Below are 19,449 nucleotides of genomic sequence, written 5' to 3'. Positions count from 1 at the left end.
AATTCGAGGTGATGGCTCAATTAATTTTGCCGGTCTGTTATTACGTGCTTACGTTAGTGCAGCGTTCTGCTCAGAAACAAGTTGGGGCAACTGTTTTCGGTTACCAAGTTACGGATCCGGAACGATTTGGGGTGGTCGAATTTGATGCTAATCATCATGTGAAGTCGATTGAGGAAAAGCCTGAACATCCAGCTAGTCATTATGCCGTCACGGGAATGTATTTTTATGACAACCAAGTAGTGGACATTGCCAAAAACTTGAAGCCATCACCACGTGGTGAATTGGAGATTACCGATGTGAACAAGGTATACCTTGAAAAGGGGCAGTTGGATGTCGAGTTACTAGGTCGCGGCTATGCTTGGCTGGATACGGGGACCCATGAGTCTTTGAATGAAGCTGCTGGGTTTATTGCGACGGTGCAGAAACGTCAGAACTTGAAAATTGCCTGCATTGAAGAAGTTGCCTATCGGATGGGCTATATTAATAAGGATCAACTGATCAAGTTGGCTCAGCCACTGAAGAAGAATGATTATGGTCAATATATGTTGCGTTTAGCAGAGGAGAACTAATCAATCATGGGAAAGTTAATTGTTAAAGATACAAAATTACAAGATGTCAAGATTATCACACCAGCTGTGTTTGGCGATCACCGGGGCTTTTTCACTGAAACCTATTCTGATCGTGATTTTAAAGCGGCGGGCATTAATTTCGACTTTATCCAAGATAACCAGTCACTATCAACGCAAGCTGGTGTACTGCGTGGCTTACACTTTCAACGAGGCCAAGCTGCCCAAACAAAGTTGATTCGGGTGGTCACTGGTGCCGTGTTAGATGTGATTGTGGATGTGCGGGCTGGTTCACCAACTTACAAGCAGTGGGAAGGCTACATTCTTTCTGCAAGTAATCATCGTCAATTGTTGGTGCCACGGGGCTTTGCCCATGGTTTCTTGACTTTGACGGATAATGTTAACTTCCTTTATAAGTGTGATAACTACTACAACGCAGAAGCTGATGGTGGTATTTCATTTAAGACACCGGAACTAAACATTGACTGGCCAATCGATTTTGATAAGGCGATTACCTCTGAAAAAGATGCCGCGCAACCATCATTGACGGAATTCGAAAAAGACAATCCGTTTAAGTACGGCGAAATTTAGGGGTAGATAACCATGAAAAATATTATTGTAACCGGTGGAGCCGGGTTTATTGGCTCTAACTTTGTTCATTACGTGGTGAATAACCATCCAGACATTCATGTAACGATACTGGATAAATTGACATATGCGGGCAACAAGGCCAATTTAGCTGGCCTTCCCGCAGAGCGGGTTGAACTGGTAGTTGGCGATATTTGTGACAAGGAGCTGGTTGATCGCTTAGTTTCGAAGACGGACGCGGTCGTGCATTACGCAGCTGAAAGTCATAATGACAACTCGCTGATTGATCCAACCCCATTTATTCAAACCAACATTGTCGGCACGTCAGTCTTAATCAGTGCCTGCGTCAAGTACGACGTACGTTATCACCATATTTCAACGGATGAAGTATATGGTGACTTACCACTGCGTGAGGACTTGCCAGGCCATGGCGAGGGCGTGGGGGAAAAGTTCACTCCTGACGCACCCTACAAGCCAAGTAGCCCCTATTCATCATCAAAGGCCAGTTCAGATTTATTAGTTCGGGCATGGGTCCGTTCCTTTGGGCTAAAAGCGACGATTTCGAACTGCTCCAATAACTATGGGCCTTACCAACATATTGAAAAGTTCATTCCACGGCAGATCACTAACATTTTGAGCGGCATTCGACCGAAATTATATGGTTCAGGTAAGAATGTCCGTGACTGGATTCACACCAATGATCATTCACGAGCTGTTTGGAAGATTCTGACGGAAGGCAAGATTGGGGAAACCTATCTGATTGGGGCCGACGGTGAGAAGAACAACAAAGAAGTGCTGGAATTGATTCTGGAAATGATGGGGCAACCAAGTGATGCCTATGATCAAGTTAAGGATCGGCCCGGTCATGATTTGCGGTACGCCATTGATGCAACAAAACTGCGTGAAGAACTCGGGTGGAAGCCTGAATTCACGGACTTTAAGAGTGGCTTACAACACACGATTGACTGGTATACAGCACACGAAGACTGGTGGAAAGCGGAGAAGGGCGCCGTTGAAGCTAAGTACGCTAAAAATGGTCAGTAACGTGTTTAGAATGACTAACTAAATTAAACGATAAGGAGTCGAAGTCAGGTGGCTTCGACTCCTTTTTGGAGGAATTAGAATGCAATATTTAGTAACCGGTGCGAACGGACAGCTTGGAACGGAACTGTCGAAGATGATGGACGACCGTGGCCTGAACTATTGGGGCTACGACGCGAAAGATATGGATATCACTAATCGTGACTTGGTCTTTGATAAGATTCGCGACTTAAAGCCGGATGTTATTTTTCACTGTGCCGCTTATACCGCGGTTGATCCCGCTGAGGACGATGGGAAGACGTTGAACTGGCACGTGAACGTGGATGGCACGAAGAATGTGGCAGACGCCGCCGCTGAAGTGGGTGCAACACTAGTTTATATCAGTACGGATTACGTTTTCGATGGCACGAATGAAGGCGAATATCAGGTTGATGACGCCACGAACCCCCAAAACGAATATGGCCGGGCCAAACTGGCAGGTGAAAATGCGGTTCGAGCAGCGTCGGATAACTATTACATTATCCGGACGTCATGGGTCTTTGGTGAGTATGGAAAGAACTTTGTTTATACCATGTTAAATCTAGCCAAGACGCATGATACGTTGACGGTGGTCAACGATCAGGTTGGCCGGCCAACTTGGACAAATACACTGGCGCAATTCATGTTATACGTGGTGAAGAACCAGGCGGCCTTTGGGACGTATCAGTTATCAAACGATGATTCGTGCACGTGGTATGAGTTTGCGCGTGAGATTTTGAAGGATACGGATACAAAGGTATTACCGGTGACTTCAGTGCAGTACCCGCAGAAAGCAAAGCGGCCAGCGCACTCGATTATGAGCTTGGATAAGGCTGAGGCGACTGGGTTTGTGGTACCGACGTGGGAAGAGGCGTTGGGGAAGTTTTTAAGATCTGTTGATTAAAGGTATATAAAAAGTCGGTCGTTAGAATATGACCGACTTTTCTAGATTAAGATAGACAAAATTGCTTTTATGCAGTGAGTCGTAGCAGATTAAGGTACTCATCTAGTAGAAATGGATTTTGGAGTACCTGTTGCAACGCATACTGTTTGGTCATTCCGGGTCCGAGTGGTTGCACTTCACGTGCTCGAATCTTTTTTTTAGTAAGTGGGTGTCCCTGTTCTTCATAAAAACGCTGTCTGGAAGTTAGCAGCTTTTTTTGAACAAAAGATCCTGCACTGAAAATATAGCCATCTACAACAGCACCGTTTGGTATTAAAATGATTCGCCGACCTGCTTGGTCAGTTGGTAAAGCCACTTGACGTTTTTTCCATTGAAGACAGATACAGTCAAAGTACGTAATTTCGATACCGGGTACCATTGGCACATAGTATCTGTTGCAAATATACTCAGTGTACCGTACCAATTCCAGACAGTTAATACTAGTAATGAGATCTGATAATCGATCTCTGTCGAAATTTTGAGCAAATAGTGATAAGACTTCAGGATGGTGCTTCACTTGTTCGAGATTTACAGGTGAGACCATGATTGTTTGCATGGTATGGTCTAAAATTTGGGGACTTACTCCGCGACCTTTATTTGGTGCTTTAGCATAACCAATCCGCGTACCATTTTCCTCGTGCGGAACTGCTAAGAGTTGATGAGCCAACTGGGTATTGTCGTTAAGGTAAGTTTCGCATAACGCGTTGAAAAATGCATAGTAGTTTTTATCAACTGCGTCACCATTGAATCCATGGGTGCGAATTGCGACAAGTTTATTTGGATCAATAAATTTTACTTGATCGTGGTTTAGATTAGGGTCGAAAAAGGTATTATCGTTAACATGGTACATTTTTGAAAAAAGCATAATATACTAGCTCCTCTATAATTATTTATAGAAGTGCCGCGTTAGAAACAGTCAACAAAATTTGGGACTTGATCTTGATACGTGTGAGTCATAATGCTATTATGTACCAAGATAAAGAGTGTCTATCTTAATCGTTGGAACTGTATTTATTGATGCGGTTTCCGTCGTGACTTGGTCTTAGTGGCAGGTGCAACTGCTACCAAGGCCTTTTTCTATATTCTACATATTAACACGTATTCCGGGAAATACAACATAAAATCACAAAAAAACGTGATTTTAGTTAATTTAGTGTGGAATACACCTCCCTAATTATGGATATGTTCACAAATACTTGTAATTACGCTTGAAAAAGGATGCTAAATATGAGAAGATACTATCAGTCAAAAACGTCTTATTGGAGGGATTAAGCATGTTAATCGATTTTACGATTAGTAATTATTTATCCATTAAGGATGAAATGATTTTCTCTGCGGAAACGGGTGAAAGATTGACTCGTTTGAAAAAAACTAATACTACGACAGAAAATGGCATCAAACTTCTAAAGAGCTTGATTATAGTTGGAGCTAATGGAGCCGGGAAATCAAATCTGATTGATGGATTACATTTAATGAAAAGTATGGTCCGTCATAACTTAGCGACGGTAAATGATACGCTCCCATATCATCCTTTTGCAATGGACAATCTTGATCCACATCCCGTAAAAATGAAAATCAGATTCAGTTATGAACAACAAACTTATAGATATGAAATTTCATTTTTGGAAGATCATATTGTTTCAGAAGAATTGGCGATTATTGCAGGTAAAAGAGAGAGCCTTTACTTTTCTCGAAAAAATCAGGAATATTCAGTATTACCGGATGCTTTAAAAACAGTTTCTGAGGCAACTAGACCAAATGCATTATTCTTGTATACAGCACAGCAAGCTAACGATAAGGTTGCAGGTAATGTTTTTAAATGGTTTGTAAACGATCTAGTATTTGTTGGAAACAATGGAATACCTAATTCATTATTAAAATTGTTGGAACGGCCAACAGTAAAAGTCGAATTGATTCGTTTTTTGCGGATGGCAGATTTTAACATTCAAGATGTTAATGTGCGCGAAGTAAAGATGCTTGCATTGCCGGACGAGTTAAAGAGTCTCTTGACGACATTAAATCATAAACAACCTAAAATTCCTGATACAGCATTACAGTTATTTACTGTACACAAAAAATATAATCGTAGCGGGGATGTTGTGGGCAAGATGGAGCTACCTTTTGAGATGGAATCTCGAGGGACGCGAAAAATTTTATTAATCGCACTGACAATTATCAATGCACAAGTAAATGACAATCGTAAAACAATTATCATTGATGAATTTGATGATTCGCTCCATTTGGAATTATCTAGTGCGTTAATGCAGGTCTTTAACTCTGATCCAAACTTAAACCAGTTCATTTTGACAACTCATGAATTGCAACTATTGGACAGCCAATTGCGTACGGATCAAATTTACTTGATGGAAAAAGACTTTAGAGGAAGAAGCACGTTAAAATCTATTTTTGATTTTAAGGATAGTAAGCATGTTGGTCGAGGTGATATTGGCTATATGCGGCGGTATATTGAAGGGAAATTTGGTGCAATGCCTGCTATTAGAGTTGACCAAATGCTAGAAGTGTTACAAATGGGCAATCCTGAGCATAAGGAGCAAGGGCATGCCTAGAAGGTCACAAAGTATACCAACAAACAAAATAATTCGTATTTTTTGCGAAGGTCCATCTGAAAAACAATATTTTGACATGTTGATTGGAAAATATAATAAGGTAAATGTGACGGCAGAAAGGATATCCATTTCTGTTCATGGTGGCAAGAAAGGGATGGCACTGCTCAAAAAAATAAAAAAGTTGATGCCGCATACGTTATTTTCGATCGGGATGATCTAAAAAAAGAACAGTTAGAGGAGTGTAATACGTATGCTAGAGAAAATGGTATTCGAATTATGTTTTCAAGCATTTGCTTGGAAGTATGGATTTTAATGCATTTTCAAAAAGTTAATCGTGTATATTCCGCGAAGGAACTCAATCGAGTGTTATCTGGGCAGAAGTATTTTAATACAGATTATTCAAAATTTAAAGGTAAGCCGTACGATGAATTTCTTTATGATAAGATCAATCTCGCCAAGCGTAATGGCGATGAGATGCTGAAAAATAAGCCTGGCCTTTGGTACCAATATGATCCGTATACTAATATTAGTAAATATTTGCATGATATATTTCCGGTAGATACGTTCTGATGCTGGAATAATTCTAGGTTACTTAAGCAATCAGAGGTCTGGTTTCGTGTCCTATTATATTGTGCACATAGCCATACACAAAACGGCATTTCAATAACCTGAGAAGCGTTTCGTCCATGGATACCAGTCGTTTTGAGCTTTGTAAGAAAAATAAATAAATTTATTTCAAATAGTAGCTAAAACAGAAAATTGATCATCAGGCTATGTGTAAATTTATGAACATGCAACTTGTAGCACGTGTTTTAGGGCGTACCCTAAAACACACGTTTCGCACTTCACTTGATAAAAATTAAACCAAAATATGTCATGACTAGCAAAGGAGGCGGCTAAATCCGAAGAAGCTCACAGATGTGGTGCTACATGCATAACAAAAATATAATTGATGCTTTTAAATAAGTAGCCTGTGTTAACCAACTTTTGTGAGTGATCATTGAAAAATATAATGATCAATCGGTAAATGATATGAAAAAGAATGATTTATTGAATCAACGCTTTGGACGATTAACTGTGATTAAGTCCGAGAGTAGTGATAAACGCGGTAACGCGCGCTGGCTATGCCATTGTGACTGTGGTAATCGGGTAATTGTTACAGGTGTCAGACTACGTCATGGGATTACTCGTAGCTGTGGCTGTCTCCGACGCGATGTGATGCGTGACCGATTTAAAAACAATGTTGAAATGCATAAACATACTGGTAGAACTGAATCCTTAGTCAATCAGGATGGCATTAGTTACATTTCGATTAATAGGTCGGCCCGTAACAAAAGTGGGCATATTGGGGTTTCGTACGATAAAAAATCAGATACCTGGTTTGCTCGGTTGATGTTTAAAAATCGATACGTACTGTTGAAGTCATTTGCGACGATGGAAGAAGCCATTGAAGCACGGGAAGAGGCTGAAAAGCAGTATTTTCCAAACCGTACGAAAACGAAGGAAAAAGAGTTATAGAACTTGGAGTAGAAAATGGGGGATGTTTCACACATGAATGAGGAAGACGCTAAACTGCATTTTAAAATGTATAAGGCCGGGCGTAAGTGGCTGATTGCAGGAGTTGCTGCATTTTGAGTGGGCGTGGCAATTACTCAAATTAATGTACCTGAGGTATTAGCTGATACAACGACATTGACGAGTAGTGCAACTGTCACAAGTGGTGAACCGGCCGCGACGAATTCGACGGTAACCGACACAACAGAATCAGCTGCTAGTGGTACTGAAGAGGTGCCCACACAGGCAGCAGCTAGTGTGGCTCCAGTAGCTCAAGCAGCAACGCAAACTAGCGTGGCTGCACAAACATCTGAGAGTGCATCGACACAACAAGTGAACCGACAACTGAAGCAATCACTGATACTGATGATCAAAGTCAGAATCTTGATTTAACGGGATCTACGACGGATGTAACGAATAACTTTAAGGCAAATGGTAATGCTAGTGTAAGTGACACATCTCGTGGTGACGCGACCGTGACGCTGACACCCAATAAGACGGATCAATCTGGTAATTTAACGTTAAATTCTCAAATTGATTTGAACTATGACTTTGATATGACGGCGACCGTTCAACTTGGCGAAGGAGATGGGATTTCGGTTGGATTCCATACTGGTAATAGTGATCAGGTTGGGCGTAAAGGTGGTTCGCTTGGTTTTGCGACATTACCAGGGGCCTTTGGTTGGAAGGCTGATACCTATAACAATGCTGGTGCGGGAAATGAAGATATTGATCCGACGACCGGTTACCCATACTTTGGCTCTGATCCAGATAGAATGAATCAATTTGGCGCCTTTGTAACGACGGATGCTAATGGATTAACGATTGATACGGATAAAAAATCAGCGCAGACGATTGATTCGTCGTATACAGAGTTACATGTCTACTACACGGCGGCAACTCATACATTGACGATCACGTTAACAAAGCCAGCTAGCACAGATAGATGGTACGAAACGTTAGCAAAAACGCTCACGTGGAGTGAAGATATTTCTAACTATATTCCTGCCGACGGTCTAGTTTCGTTCTTCATTGCTGGCTCGACTGGCGCCGCCCATAGCAAGCAGACGTTTACATTGCATTCCTTTAGCTATCATGCCGTCGGAACGGTTCATATCAAATACGTGGATCAAGATACTAATGCGCAGCTTGCGTATAAGGACGTGCGGGGCACCTTGAATTCGACGGTGGTTGTGCAAGATCAACCAGATTATCTGACAACGATCAATAATTTGCAGACCCAAGGATACACACTTGTTAACCCGAACACCCGCAGCACGGTCACAATTACAAATGATAATTCTAAAAATACGGTCACAGTTTATCTACAGCGGGCCTATTCGGTGACAGTCAACTATATTGACGATGATACAGGTACCACACTTAAAACGGAGACTTTGTCTGGTAAAAATGACGAGACAGCTAATATTCAGCAGACAATCAACTCCTATACGGACGATGGGTATGACGTCCAAAGTAATGAGTTTCCGACTGATTTTACATTTGTACCGAGTGAACAAGATACCAGCTATGAAGTTCATTTAACGCACCGGCATCAACAAAGTACACAATCTGTGACTCGGACAATCACGTACCAGGGGGCGGGTTTGGCAACACCGGTGCCGGTTCAGCAATCAGCAACGTACACGGTAGACACTGATTTAGTAACAAAACAAGTCACCTATTCAACGATAACGATGGCAAGCGTTGTAACACCATCGATTAGCGGATATGAACCTGATATTCAGACGGTTGACGAAATTTCACTGAAGAATGGCAATCAGCCACAAGATATCACTGTGACGTATACGCCCTTGACACAAACACTGACGGTTAAATATATCGATCAAGTCAGTGGACAGGTTTTGGATATGAGTACGATGACAGGTCAGACGGGAATGACGATTGATAATCCTGCGTTAGCTCGTATTACAGCCTACCAGCAGGCCGGTTACTATCTAATCAGTGATGGTACCAATGGAGCTGCTCAACTGATAATGATACCGGGACAGCTGAATTATGTGGTTGTGTTATCACACGGCGTTACTCCAACGGAAGATGGTAGTACCCATGTCTGGCAAAAGAGCCAGGTACCAACGGATGCGCCACACACGACAACGGCGGACCATCCAAATGGTAATTTAGGGGTCACCCCAACGGAAGACGGTAGTACGCATGTTTGGCAAAAGAGTCAGGTACCAACGGATGCGCCACATACAACAACGGCGGACCATCCAAATGGTAATTTAGGGGTTACTCCAACGGAAGACGGTAGTACCCATGTCTGGCAAAAGAGCCAAGTACCAACGGATGCGCCACATACGACAACGGCGGACCATCCAAATGGTAATTTAGGGGTCACCCCAACGGAAGATGGTAGTACGCATGTTTGGCAAAAGAGTCAGGTACCAACGGATGCGCCACACACAACAACGGCGGACCATCCAAATGGTAATTTAGGGGTTACTCCAACGGAAGACGGTAGTACCCATGTCTGGCAGAAGAGCCAAGTACCAACGGATGCACCACACACGACTGTGCTGGATAATGATTTGACTGGTAAGACAAATACGCCAAGATCAGAAGTGGATGGTAAGCAAATAGGCACTAATCCGGTAGCGATAAACGCAACGGATACTGGCACGCGTAAAACAACTAGTCAAACACGGCGGACAAAGACTTTGCCACAAACTGGTAACCAGTCAGAACACTTCGGGATCTTCGGGTTACTTGCGATGACATTTGGTTTATCAGGACTAACTATGATGGATAGAAAAGAGCGAAAAGAAAGTAAATAACTAATATGTATTTGTCCATTCTATGATGCGTGATGACTGACACATTATGGTGGATTGAAGTCAATATTTGAGACAGGTTTTAAGAGACATTCAGAACCGCGTTTACCTTCCACAGCTCAAATAAATCATTAATCGTGATTAATAACTTATTTGAACCATGGAAAGCATTAAATCAGGCGGCCATTTGGCTCGTAAGTGTTGCGATTTCAACTTGTAAGGGGGTCTGGTAGCCCAGTGAACTATGAATTCTCTTCCTATTGTAGAAAGCATGCACGTATTCAAAAAGGACAGCAGCGGCAGTTTCATAATTCTCAAAGACCGGCACTGGATAAACACATTCCTTTTTGAGGGAAGCATGAAAAGATTCCATTGGCGCATTATCATACGGACAACCCTTACGGCTGTATGAGTGGCGGATATGTAGTTCAGTTAAACGTTGATTGTAATCATCGCTGGTATACTGTGATCCTAAATCCGTATGGATAATCAGGTCCCCAGTGATGGTTCGATTTTTAACCGCGCTTTCCAGGGTCTTTAAGACTAAATCAGTAGCCATCTTTTTTGAGAATGAATAGCCGATAATCCGTCGTGAGTGCAGGTCCATGATGGTTGATAAGTAACACCAGCCATTACGCTTCGTTTGAATATAGGTCATATCAGCGGTCCATTTTTGATTTAAACCAGTGGTCGAGAAATCCTGCTTAAGCAAGTTGGGACGCTGTTCAACCTTGGTTTTGGAAGCCGAAGCCGCTTTCCATTTATTGACGGTAACGGAGTGGATATCCTGTTCCTTCATGAGCCGGGAAATCCGTCGTGGGCTGCACCGACGCTGCAGTGGTTGAAGTTCCAGATTCAATTCATGGTGGATCTTCATAACGCCGTATCGCTGCTTGAATTCCGCAAAGATCCGCAGAATCCGTTGTTTTAAGTCCGCATCTTCGGCCCGGCGTTTTGAAGGCTTTGGGGATCGATAACGATAATACTGAGCTCTGGAAACACCGAGGATTCGGCACATCTTAGTTACCTGGTGGTGATGGCTTTCTTGGTGAATGTAATCAAAAATATTGGTTACTTCTGCGCAAGGAAGCCCAGGGCTTTTTTTAGGATTTCGTTCTCCTCAGACAGGGAAGCCAGCCGCTTTTCCATCGCTTTAATTTCGTCTGGCGATTTACCGGATTGAGTTTTGGCTTGGCCCTGGATCCACTTATGAACGGTTGAATAGCCAATGCCATATTCTCTGGCCAGTTGGGCGGCTGATTCGCCTTGCTTATATAGGTTGATGATGTTTTGTTTGAATTCTTTGTCGTAACGAGTTGGCATGTAAAAATTCTTTCCTTTTGAGAGACGATTTATTCATTATACGCTCTCTTAAAAGTTGTCTCAGGAATCAGCTTACATCCAAGTTTATCTAGTAATTCTTTTGCCTAAGATGCCGACTTATATCTTGAGTCAGATATAACTAACTTGGCATGTTTCAAATCAGTTGCGCACGACCAGACACTATGAGACCATAAATAGCAGTAAATTTAACGAACGGAGAAAATTACTGATGATTGAATGGTCACAAGATACGATTGATGCGTTTCGGCAAACACTGCTTGATTGGTACGATACTCATGGGCGTGATTTACCGTGGCGACGGGATCATGATCCGTACCACGTTTGGATTTCAGAAATTATGTTGCAACAGACCCAGGTGAATACGGTGATTCCGTACTACGAACGGTTTATGACGTGGTTTCCGACGGTACAAGAGCTTGCGACAGCACCAGAAGCACGATTAATGAAGGCTTGGGAAGGGCTCGGGTATTATTCACGGGCGCGTAATTTGCAGAAGGCGGCCCGACAGATTGTCGCTGACTACCACGGACAATGGCCGCAAACGGCAGATGGATTGCGCGAACTGGCAGGAATTGGACCGTATACGGCCGGCGCGATTGCAAGCATCGCGTTCGATCAACCCGTGCCGGCAGTCGATGGCAACGCGTTTCGGGTATTTGCACGCCTGTTAAAAATTGACGCTGACATTGCCAAACCGCAGACACGGCAGATTTTTGAACAGGTAATTACGCGGATTATTTCGCCTGACCGTCCGGGGGACTTTAATCAGGCAATTATGGATCTTGGTGCGAGCTATATGAGCGCCAAGAATCCGGACTCGGAACACTCTCCCGTGCGTCAGTTTAATCAGGCATATTTGGATGGTGTTGAGGATCAATATCCGGTTAAAACGAAGAAGCCACGGCCCAAGCCAGTGGCGTACTTTGGTTTAGTTATGCCAGATGCTAATCAGTACTTGATGGAAAAACGACCGAGTAACGGATTACTGGCTAACTTTTGGACGTTTCCACTGGTTAAGCAAGCGGACGTATTGGTGGCCACGGATTCTGGGGATACAGATTCTGGGGATAATGAGCCAACGGACTCGGAGATACTAGAATTGTTGCGTCAGTATTTAATGACAAAATATGGGTTCAAAGTTTCCCTGAAACCAGTACAAGGACGACCGGTGACGCACACGTTTACGCATCAAAAATGGACAATCACATTACTACAGGTAATCTGGAATGAACGCCCTGATTTAAGCTATTTTCCGGGTGAATGGCTGAATGTCACGAAGTTTGATCAAATTGCTTGGCCGAAAGTGCAGGAAAAGATGTGGGCACGTGTGGGAAAGTAGATTACTACATTGTAGATATTTATAGTGAATGAAATTGAATAAATCCTGACCAATTCGCCATGTCATGGATTAACGGGCGCACTCTATCCGAGTGCGTTTTTATGTTGCTCTTACTGAAACAATCCACCCTCATCCCCCAACACGACATCCAATATTAACCAAAACGTAACCCGTTATCATCCCCCAGTTCCCGCAAAATTTGATAGAATGAACGTGAACAACTGCAAAAACGATGACGTCAATCAGGGGTGCATAGATGTTTTATTTTTTAAATGATAATATTCAAGAAAAAAAGTCGGGGATTGAACACGCCCAAATTAAGCGGTTAAACTTGTTCAATCAGTTTCAAGTACCGGCAAAGATTGTGACGCGCCAGTTTGCGACCGACCTGCATGAAGTCACCAATGCGGCCGGTATCGCGGACCGACAATTAATTAACCTATACGACTACTTTCAGGGAACGCGGGAAGTGAAGTCTAAAAAAATTCGCATTCAAAATTTACGACTAGATCCAAGCTGGAAGCGGGTTCCCGATGGGGATAGCTATAACTATTACCGACACAATAATCGGATTATGTATGTTAAGCGTGGAAGTGACAAGCGGGTCCAGAATGTTCAGTACTTTGATCATTTTGGCAAATTGCTAAAAGTGGACTGGTATGATGACCGGGGCTTTATTTCGGTAGAGCACGCTTATGATTGGGATGGCCAGATTGCCACCGAAAATTATCTGCGGCTGGATGGCAGTATCGCCATCCAAAAGTCGCGGTTACTCGACAAGCGGGGGCAGGCAGTCGAAAGCTATCATCTATTTAACTATCGGGGCCGGTCGTACCAGTTCGCGAACTTCGATGAACTGACCCGCTTCTTCTTTGATGAGTTGGTCACAGATCCCGATATCAATGATAATGATCGGCCAGTGTTGATCACGGACCGGTCGTACGAGTTGGGCTGGTCGGTATTGCATATGAACCAGCACGTTTACCGGGCCTTTCAGTTGCACAATAGTCACGTGAATGATGTGACCGATATGGTCCATTCACCACTGAACTACAACTACGAGTACGGGTTGAACAAGTTTGATTGTTGGGACGCGGTAATTAGTTTGACATCCCAGCAAGATCGCGACATGCACGACCGCTTCGGGACCGGCAAGGCCAAGCTATTCCAGATTCCAGGGCCGATCGTTCCGGCCACTCAGCTTAACGCAACGCATGTTGACTTTACTCAGCGGCAGCCGTACCACGTTGTCATGGTGGCGCGGCTGTCACCAGAAAAGCAGCAGGATCATTTGATTCGGGCATGGCAACAGGTTCACGAGCAACTGCCACAGGCCACGCTTGATTTCTGGGGCTATGAAAATGGTGATACCGGTAAGCAACTCAAACAACAGGTGGAAGATGCCCACCTGACTGAATCGATCAAGTTTCGGGGATACACCAATGACGTTGCGAGTGTCTACGACCATGCCCAGCTGTCTGTGCTCCCCAGTCGGGCAGAGGGCTTGCCGTTGGCCTTGGTTGAAGCGCAGTCGCACGGTCTGCCGATTATTGCCAATGACATTCACTATGGCCCGGCCGATGTGGTCGTTGACGGGCAGGATGGGTATCTGACCCAAAATGGTGATGTCGATGGTCTCGCAACCGCGATCACGACGTTGTTGAGTGATCAAAACCGACTGGCCCAATTTAGCGAACAGGCCTATGCTGATAGTGAACGCTATTCGGAGACTAATATCATGAAAAAATGGCAAAACTTGATCGCAGATGCCGATCAGTGGTATCAAACACGGGAGGCACGCTAACGATGTATTATTTTGTAAACCAATATATTCTCAGTCAAAATTCCAGTGTCGAACACGCCGAGTTTGCGCGGGTAAAATTGTTTCAGCAGTTCGAGACACCCGCCAAAATTGTGACTCGCGACTTTGATCCGGTTTTACACAGCACGATTAAAAAGTTTGGGCTGGCCGATGATCAAGTACAAAACATGTTTGATTTTTTTGCGGGAACCACTGATTATACGGGGGAGCCGTTGAAGTTTGACGCGCTACACCTCAGTACCGATTATCAGTTCACCACGGGCAATAACTTTCGGACGTTTAGCGATGGCAGTCGCACTGTCGGGGAGGTTCACTTTGCTCCCGGCACGGTGGCCCGAGTGCGCAATATCGACTACTTTGATGTGAGTGGTAATTTGACGCTCCGCGAGCAGTATGATATCCGCGGCTTCAAGACGGCGGATGAGTTCTTCGGTCAGGATGGCCAGATGCATTACCAAGCCTTGTATCGTCCCGACCAAACGAAGTACATGGAACGCTACTACGTTAAATCAACCGAAAATACACCGATTAATTCTCTTAACCGGTTGATCAATTATCAGGGGCACGATTACTACTTTGATACGATCGATGACCTGTTTACGTTTTTCCTTGACCAGCTGAATAACAGCACGGCTGAGGATAATACCTTCATTGCGGATCGGCCGGCAATGGCGAACAATCCGGTGATGGATATGATGACGCCGGCTAAAAAATTGCTCTGGTTACCGATTAATCACGTTGCTGAAGGCAATGATCCGGTAGCAGGCGTGCTGAGTGGCGTGTACCAGCAGGCACTGAATCGGGACAATATCGGTCGGCTTGACGGGTTGATCGTGATGACCGCGCAGCAAAAGGCGGATTTGAAGAAACGATTCAAGCGGCAAATTAAGATCTATCAGGTTTCTGGTGGGATTGCGGCGACTGGTGAACCAGTGCCAATGGCCCAACGCCAGCCCAACCGGATCATTCATGTGGGGCGCTTAGGCTTTGACAAGCAAATCGATCAGGTCATTCAGGTCTTTCAGGGGATTCATGACCAGATTCCAACCGCCACTCTAACGCTTTATGGCTATGGTGAGGGTGCTGATGTGGCGAAGTTCGAAGAACAAGTAAAAAATGCTGGGTTAGAAGGGCTTGTCACATTTGCGGGGTATCTACCAGATACGAGCTCGGTCTATGAGAATGCCCAACTGTATCTCGATTGCGCACGGATTGATGGGCAACCCTTGTCACTGGTTGAAGCCCTAGGTCACGGGGTACCCGCATTGGCGTATGATTATCCGTACGGACCAAGTGATCTGATTACTAATGGTAAGAATGGGTATTTGATCGCACCAAATACGCCGACTAAGATGATCCAAACGGCCGTCAAACTATTGAAGAATCCGGCCCGGCTTCAAAAGATGAGCGCTCAGGCTTATGAACTTAGTCGCGCCGTGGATGCGCAACATGTTTGGAAGCAGTGGCAAACGGTCATTAAGGGGTAGTCACGACCGTCAATTTAAAATTAAAAATGTAGTTCTGCTGTCTAATTTTGGATAGCAGAACTTTTTTATTGGCTAGAATCTGGGAGCAGATGATACAATAATTACATTTGCTTAAGCAAAAACTAATATTTATTATAAAAAAATTCTGGTACTCGTGCTGCTGCTAATTGCCAATTATTTAACGGCTCAGCTATTCACCAACGCGTGGCTTAACGTCGGGGGACTATTTGGCATTGTGCTGGTGGGGAGATTGGGATGGGTGTACGTTGGTCACGACTGGCAGACCGAGTTTGCGGAGACCAAGGGGTTAATTAGCAATGTCCGGTACCTAGTGGTGAGCACCCTCCAGAAGCGGTCGGCTTAATCCGGTTGGCTTGGTATGAGCGATGCGCCTGCAGACAATGGTTGAAGAAAATAATAAAACCGTTTGCATTCGTGTGAAACTAAGATAGGATAATATATAAGGAATACTTATGATAATGATTATTAATTCGAATAACTTTCGAGCAGACGACACGCAGTGATGACCGATACCGAGTTCCGAGGAGGAGATACGACATGATCAAAACCAAAGCTGACTTGATCCAATTTTTGACGGCTGACCGCGAGGCCCTAGGGAAAACTGGTCGACCACGATTGTTAGGAGATGAGGTGTGGCGGTTTGAAATTATACTGCGCAAGCATGAATACTTTGAATACCAGTCTGGTCTGATAAATGGGATCTGCCGACGCTACTATGCTTACCGCCATCATCGGTTGGGACTTAAACTAGGGTTCGATGTGCCAACTCGTGTTTTTGGCCCTGGTCTACATATTAAGCACCATGGTTCCTTGGTGGTGAGTGAAAATGCACGTGTGGGGCGTAACTGCGAACTGCATCAGGGGGTCCATATTGGGGTCGATGATGAACGGACGGTGTTGATTGGCAACGACTGCAAAATTGGACCGGGAGCGAAGCTGATTGATCATGTCACCCTGGGTAATGATGTGGCAGTCGAAGCGAATGCGCTGGTCAACCATCCCTTTTTACATGATCATGTGACGATCGGGGGTACCCCAGCCACCATTATCGACCATCAGTGGGGCGCAAAAGTGGTCACGATGTAATTGCCGGGGCGTGATTTCATGAATGATTTCGAAAATTACCCGATTGGAGCCGCAGGCGAGTGAACGCCCATCGATTTTTTTATTGGCGACGATTAAGGTTCGGATATACAAACAAGCTAGACAAAAATTAACGTTTTTGTCTAGCTTGTTTTAGTTCTGATAATTTAACCGACTGTCGGCATCAACGGTCACGCCGCGCATTTGGCGCGCCTGGGCAGCTGTTCGATAGTAGAGAATGGCGGTCTGAGCCGTTGTGCCTTGACCCTCGACAAGGACGGTGGTGGGCTGACCATTATAGGCTTCAGTGGTGACGCCATAGAACGATCCGGGACCGGTGGTTTGGTCCCAGGCATGCATATTTAGGTAACGAATATGCCGAATGGTGGTCATCGTGCCGCGGACCCATTTTTTCTGGACGGGTGCCGGTACTTGACTGGGATTGCTGCCGGTCTTGTGGAAGATCGCCGTGCCACCATCTGCGCCAGAGGCGGTCATCGTTGATGGCGTGAAGGTCAGCTTAATTGATGAGCCGTCGTCCATCACGGCGTACCAGTTGCCCTGCATGTTAGCGGGCACGATTCGCTCGACCGGATTTTGAAGTGCTCTGGACGTTTTGATACTACTCGTCGTTGAGCTGCTGGCGCCGGCTTTGTGATGGGCACTAGTACACGAGGCCAACAGCAGGACGGTACAGATAAGAGTGGCGGTGAAAATACCGAAATGTTTCATTCTAACTCCTCCCAAAGTAGAAAGTGCCGCGTGATGTATTAAGCCTATTATGGCACAAGATTGGTGCCACGATCGCTTCGCTTTCAAAATGTGTTCGTTCTGAACGCCGACTTATACCGGTCATGACGCAAAAAACGCGCGTCAACCCACTGAAGGATTGATGCGCGCGATAAATCTAGCGATCTATTTGGAGTCTTCTTTTTCTAGCTTAGCCCCCAGAGTCTTGATGTACTCACGGAGTTCATCCTTAACTTGGGGATGGGTTAACCCGTATTCAATGTTGGTCTGAATCCAGCCAAACTTGTTACCAACGTCGTACCGCTTGCCCTTGAATTCGTGGGCGAAGACACGTTGGGTGGTATTCAATGTGTCGATGGCGTCGGTCAGTTGGATTTCGTTGCCCTTGCCAGGTTCGGTGTGCTCGAGCACGTCGAAGATTTCAGGGGTTAACAGGTAACGCCCGATGATGGCCAAATCGCTTGGTGCATCTTCAGGCTTGGGCTTTTCAACAAAGTTTTCAACGTTGTAAAGCCCCGGTTGAACCTCGGCGATGGGGTTGATGACACCGTATTTTGAGGTATCTTCGTGGGGCACCTTCATAACGGCTAAGGTGGAGGCACCGGTTTCTTCGAAGCTATCCATTAATTGACGAGTTAATGGCACCTTATCGTTCATCAGGTCATCACCAAGCATCACAACGAAAGGTTCGTCGCCGATGAAGGCTTTAGCGGTCAAGACAGCGTCGCCGAGGCCGCGGGGATGTGATTGACGAATGAAGTATAGGTTGATGTCAGTGGTTTCTTGAACCAACTTTAACATTTCGTCCTTGTGTTTTTCAGTTAAATTCTTTTCGAGTTCGGGGTTAGAATCGAAGTGATCTTCGATTGAACGCTTGCTTTTGCCGTCAACCACGACGATGTCTTCGATGCCAGACTTTTTGGCTTCTTCGACGATAAATTGAATGGTTGGTTTATCGACAATTGGTAACATTTCTTTTGCCAAGGCCTTGGTAGCGGGTAAGAACCGGGTTCCTAAACCAGCCGCGGGGATGATGGCTTTTCTAACTTTTTTCATTGGTATAGTTTCCTTTCGTAATCTAACACTAATGCTCATACTAGGCATTGTAGCACAAAAAATATTAAAGGTAATGACCAAGTGGTATAGTTTTTAATTTTAATTAGCAATATGGCAGAAATCTCCTGATTTTAATCAGGTAGATGAATGCCCATGCATTAACGCCGTAAGGCGTTTTTATTTTGATTTTGGATATATTCTTTGCTTATTGCTTATGTTGCCTAAGATATTCATGTAGTAACTATGAGAGACTTTAGATGGCCTCTCCAGAATTTTTGTTACTTTAGTTCTGGATGCTTTTCGAAAAATGTGTGCAGTGGGCACTCTTAAATGCTTTCACGATATTAGTATAAGGCGAAGTTTATCAACATGTGAACATGGTCTGGTATGATTTCCATTTTTTCTATTGTAACCTCATTTAGCTCTACGATTTTTCGCAGTGTTTTCATTATAATATTATAGGGAACTTACGTTC

The 19,449-nt window shown here is 44.4% G+C and carries 22 protein-coding genes; 16 read left to right on the top strand and 6 right to left on the bottom strand.

What is annotated here, in order from left to right; translation table 11 throughout:
- The 4 genes from FC26_RS12395 to rfbD form a co-directional block, all read left to right on the top strand.
- On the top strand, positions 1-569 hold a 569-nt coding region (locus FC26_RS12395), incomplete at its 5' end, for a sugar phosphate nucleotidyltransferase (protein ID WP_268872668.1).
- Between the two features lie 6 nt (positions 570-575).
- Positions 576-1,157, top strand: coding sequence for a dTDP-4-dehydrorhamnose 3,5-epimerase (gene rfbC / locus FC26_RS12390; protein ID WP_057781371.1), 582 nt, complete (start codon positions 576-578; stop codon positions 1,155-1,157).
- Positions 1,158-1,169: 12 nt separating this feature from the next.
- A complete protein-coding gene (gene rfbB, locus FC26_RS12385; protein WP_057781368.1) occupies positions 1,170-2,198 on the top strand; it encodes a dTDP-glucose 4,6-dehydratase in 1,029 nt (342 codons plus the stop codon).
- 79 nt (positions 2,199-2,277) lie between these two features.
- Entirely contained in the window at positions 2,278-3,117 is an 840-nt protein-coding gene (rfbD, locus tag FC26_RS12380; protein ID WP_057781366.1) for a dTDP-4-dehydrorhamnose reductase, read from the top strand.
- Between the two features lie 67 nt (positions 3,118-3,184).
- On the opposite strand, the gene FC26_RS12375 is transcribed toward rfbD, so the two are convergent.
- Positions 3,185-4,021 carry a hypothetical protein gene (locus FC26_RS12375; protein WP_057781364.1) on the bottom strand — a complete coding sequence of 279 codons (837 nt, stop codon included), beginning with the start codon at positions 4,019-4,021 and terminating at the stop codon, positions 3,185-3,187.
- A 409-nt stretch (positions 4,022-4,430) separates the two neighbouring features.
- Between FC26_RS12375 and FC26_RS12370 the strand changes: the two genes are divergently transcribed.
- The 7 genes from FC26_RS12370 to FC26_RS12345 all read left to right on the top strand — a co-directional run bounded on the left by FC26_RS12370 (position 4,431) and on the right by FC26_RS12345 (position 10,075).
- On the top strand, positions 4,431-5,723 hold the full coding sequence (locus FC26_RS12370) for an AAA family ATPase (protein WP_057781362.1): 1,293 nt from the start codon (positions 4,431-4,433) through the stop codon (positions 5,721-5,723).
- A complete protein-coding gene (locus tag FC26_RS12365) occupies positions 5,716-5,943 on the top strand; it encodes a TOPRIM nucleotidyl transferase/hydrolase domain-containing protein (RefSeq protein WP_057781361.1) in 228 nt (75 codons plus the stop codon). Before FC26_RS12370 ends, FC26_RS12365 begins: the two co-directional genes overlap by 8 nt.
- Positions 5,847-6,293 (top strand): RloB domain-containing protein, encoded by a 447-nt coding sequence (locus FC26_RS13260; protein ID WP_083483863.1) that lies wholly within the window; start codon positions 5,847-5,849, stop codon positions 6,291-6,293. Before FC26_RS12365 ends, FC26_RS13260 begins: the two co-directional genes overlap by 97 nt.
- Positions 6,294-6,755: 462 nt before the next feature.
- Positions 6,756-7,241, top strand: a complete 486-nt coding sequence (locus FC26_RS12355; RefSeq protein ID WP_083483864.1) for an AP2 domain-containing protein — start codon at positions 6,756-6,758, stop codon at positions 7,239-7,241.
- Positions 7,242-7,256: 15 nt separating this feature from the next.
- Complete coding sequence (locus FC26_RS13255; protein ID WP_083483862.1) at positions 7,257-7,358, top strand: KxYKxGKxW signal peptide domain-containing protein; 102 nt, start codon at positions 7,257-7,259, stop codon at positions 7,356-7,358.
- A 6-nt stretch (positions 7,359-7,364) separates the two neighbouring features.
- Complete coding sequence (locus FC26_RS12350) at positions 7,365-7,670, top strand: hypothetical protein (RefSeq protein WP_157061217.1); 306 nt, start codon at positions 7,365-7,367, stop codon at positions 7,668-7,670.
- Positions 7,598-10,075, top strand: a complete 2,478-nt coding sequence (locus FC26_RS12345; protein ID WP_338045572.1) for a lectin-like domain-containing protein — start codon at positions 7,598-7,600, stop codon at positions 10,073-10,075. The genes FC26_RS12350 and FC26_RS12345 overlap by 73 nt, the downstream gene beginning before the upstream one ends.
- 172 nt (positions 10,076-10,247) lie before the next feature.
- Here the strand turns inward: FC26_RS12345 and FC26_RS12340 are convergent, their stop codons facing one another.
- Positions 10,248-11,126 carry an IS3 family transposase gene (locus tag FC26_RS12340; RefSeq protein ID WP_268872669.1) on the bottom strand — a complete coding sequence of 293 codons (879 nt, stop codon included), beginning with the start codon at positions 11,124-11,126 and terminating at the stop codon, positions 10,248-10,250.
- Positions 11,127-11,143: 17 nt separating this feature from the next.
- A complete protein-coding gene (locus tag FC26_RS12335; RefSeq protein ID WP_002816285.1) occupies positions 11,144-11,395 on the bottom strand; it encodes an IS3 family transposase in 252 nt (83 codons plus the stop codon).
- Between the two features lie 229 nt (positions 11,396-11,624).
- Here FC26_RS12335 and mutY point away from each other — a divergent pair, with 229 nt between their 5' ends.
- The 5 genes from mutY (at position 11,625) to FC26_RS12315 (ending at position 17,171) form a co-directional block, all read left to right on the top strand.
- Positions 11,625-12,755: an A/G-specific adenine glycosylase gene (mutY, locus tag FC26_RS12330; RefSeq protein ID WP_057781349.1), complete on the top strand. Its 1,131-nt coding sequence runs from the start codon at positions 11,625-11,627 to the stop codon at positions 12,753-12,755.
- A gap of 256 nt (positions 12,756-13,011) precedes the next feature.
- The gene (locus tag FC26_RS12325) at positions 13,012-14,559 is read left to right on the top strand and encodes a glycosyltransferase (protein WP_057781347.1); all 1,548 of its coding nucleotides are present in this window, start codon (positions 13,012-13,014) and stop codon (positions 14,557-14,559) included.
- Positions 14,560-14,561: 2 nt separating this feature from the next.
- Positions 14,562-16,064: a glycosyltransferase gene (locus FC26_RS12320; protein ID WP_057781345.1), complete on the top strand. Its 1,503-nt coding sequence runs from the start codon at positions 14,562-14,564 to the stop codon at positions 16,062-16,064.
- Between the two features lie 154 nt (positions 16,065-16,218).
- The gene (locus FC26_RS12835; protein ID WP_157061216.1) at positions 16,219-16,428 is read left to right on the top strand and encodes a hypothetical protein; all 210 of its coding nucleotides are present in this window, start codon (positions 16,219-16,221) and stop codon (positions 16,426-16,428) included.
- 194 nt (positions 16,429-16,622) lie between these two features.
- Positions 16,623-17,171 (top strand): LbetaH domain-containing protein, encoded by a 549-nt coding sequence (locus FC26_RS12315; RefSeq protein ID WP_057781343.1) that lies wholly within the window; start codon positions 16,623-16,625, stop codon positions 17,169-17,171.
- A gap of 150 nt (positions 17,172-17,321) precedes the next feature.
- Here the strand turns inward: FC26_RS12315 and FC26_RS12310 are convergent, their stop codons facing one another.
- From FC26_RS12310 to FC26_RS13250, 3 genes are all read right to left on the bottom strand, one after another.
- Entirely contained in the window at positions 17,322-17,915 is a 594-nt protein-coding gene (locus tag FC26_RS12310; protein WP_157061215.1) for a hypothetical protein, read from the bottom strand.
- A gap of 168 nt (positions 17,916-18,083) precedes the next feature.
- Positions 18,084-18,974: a UTP--glucose-1-phosphate uridylyltransferase GalU gene (galU, locus tag FC26_RS12305; RefSeq protein WP_057781338.1), complete on the bottom strand. Its 891-nt coding sequence runs from the start codon at positions 18,972-18,974 to the stop codon at positions 18,084-18,086.
- Positions 18,975-19,318: 344 nt separating this feature from the next.
- Positions 19,319-19,423: a transposase gene (locus FC26_RS13250; protein WP_083483861.1), complete on the bottom strand. Its 105-nt coding sequence runs from the start codon at positions 19,421-19,423 to the stop codon at positions 19,319-19,321.
- Positions 19,424-19,449 lie beyond the last annotated feature (26 nt).

This window comes from Paucilactobacillus vaccinostercus DSM 20634, assembly GCF_001436295.1.
Lineage (GTDB): Bacteria > Bacillota > Bacilli > Lactobacillales > Lactobacillaceae > Paucilactobacillus > Paucilactobacillus vaccinostercus.
Note: the sequence above shows the minus strand (reverse complement) of the source record. Positions and strands in the feature narration are given on the sequence as shown.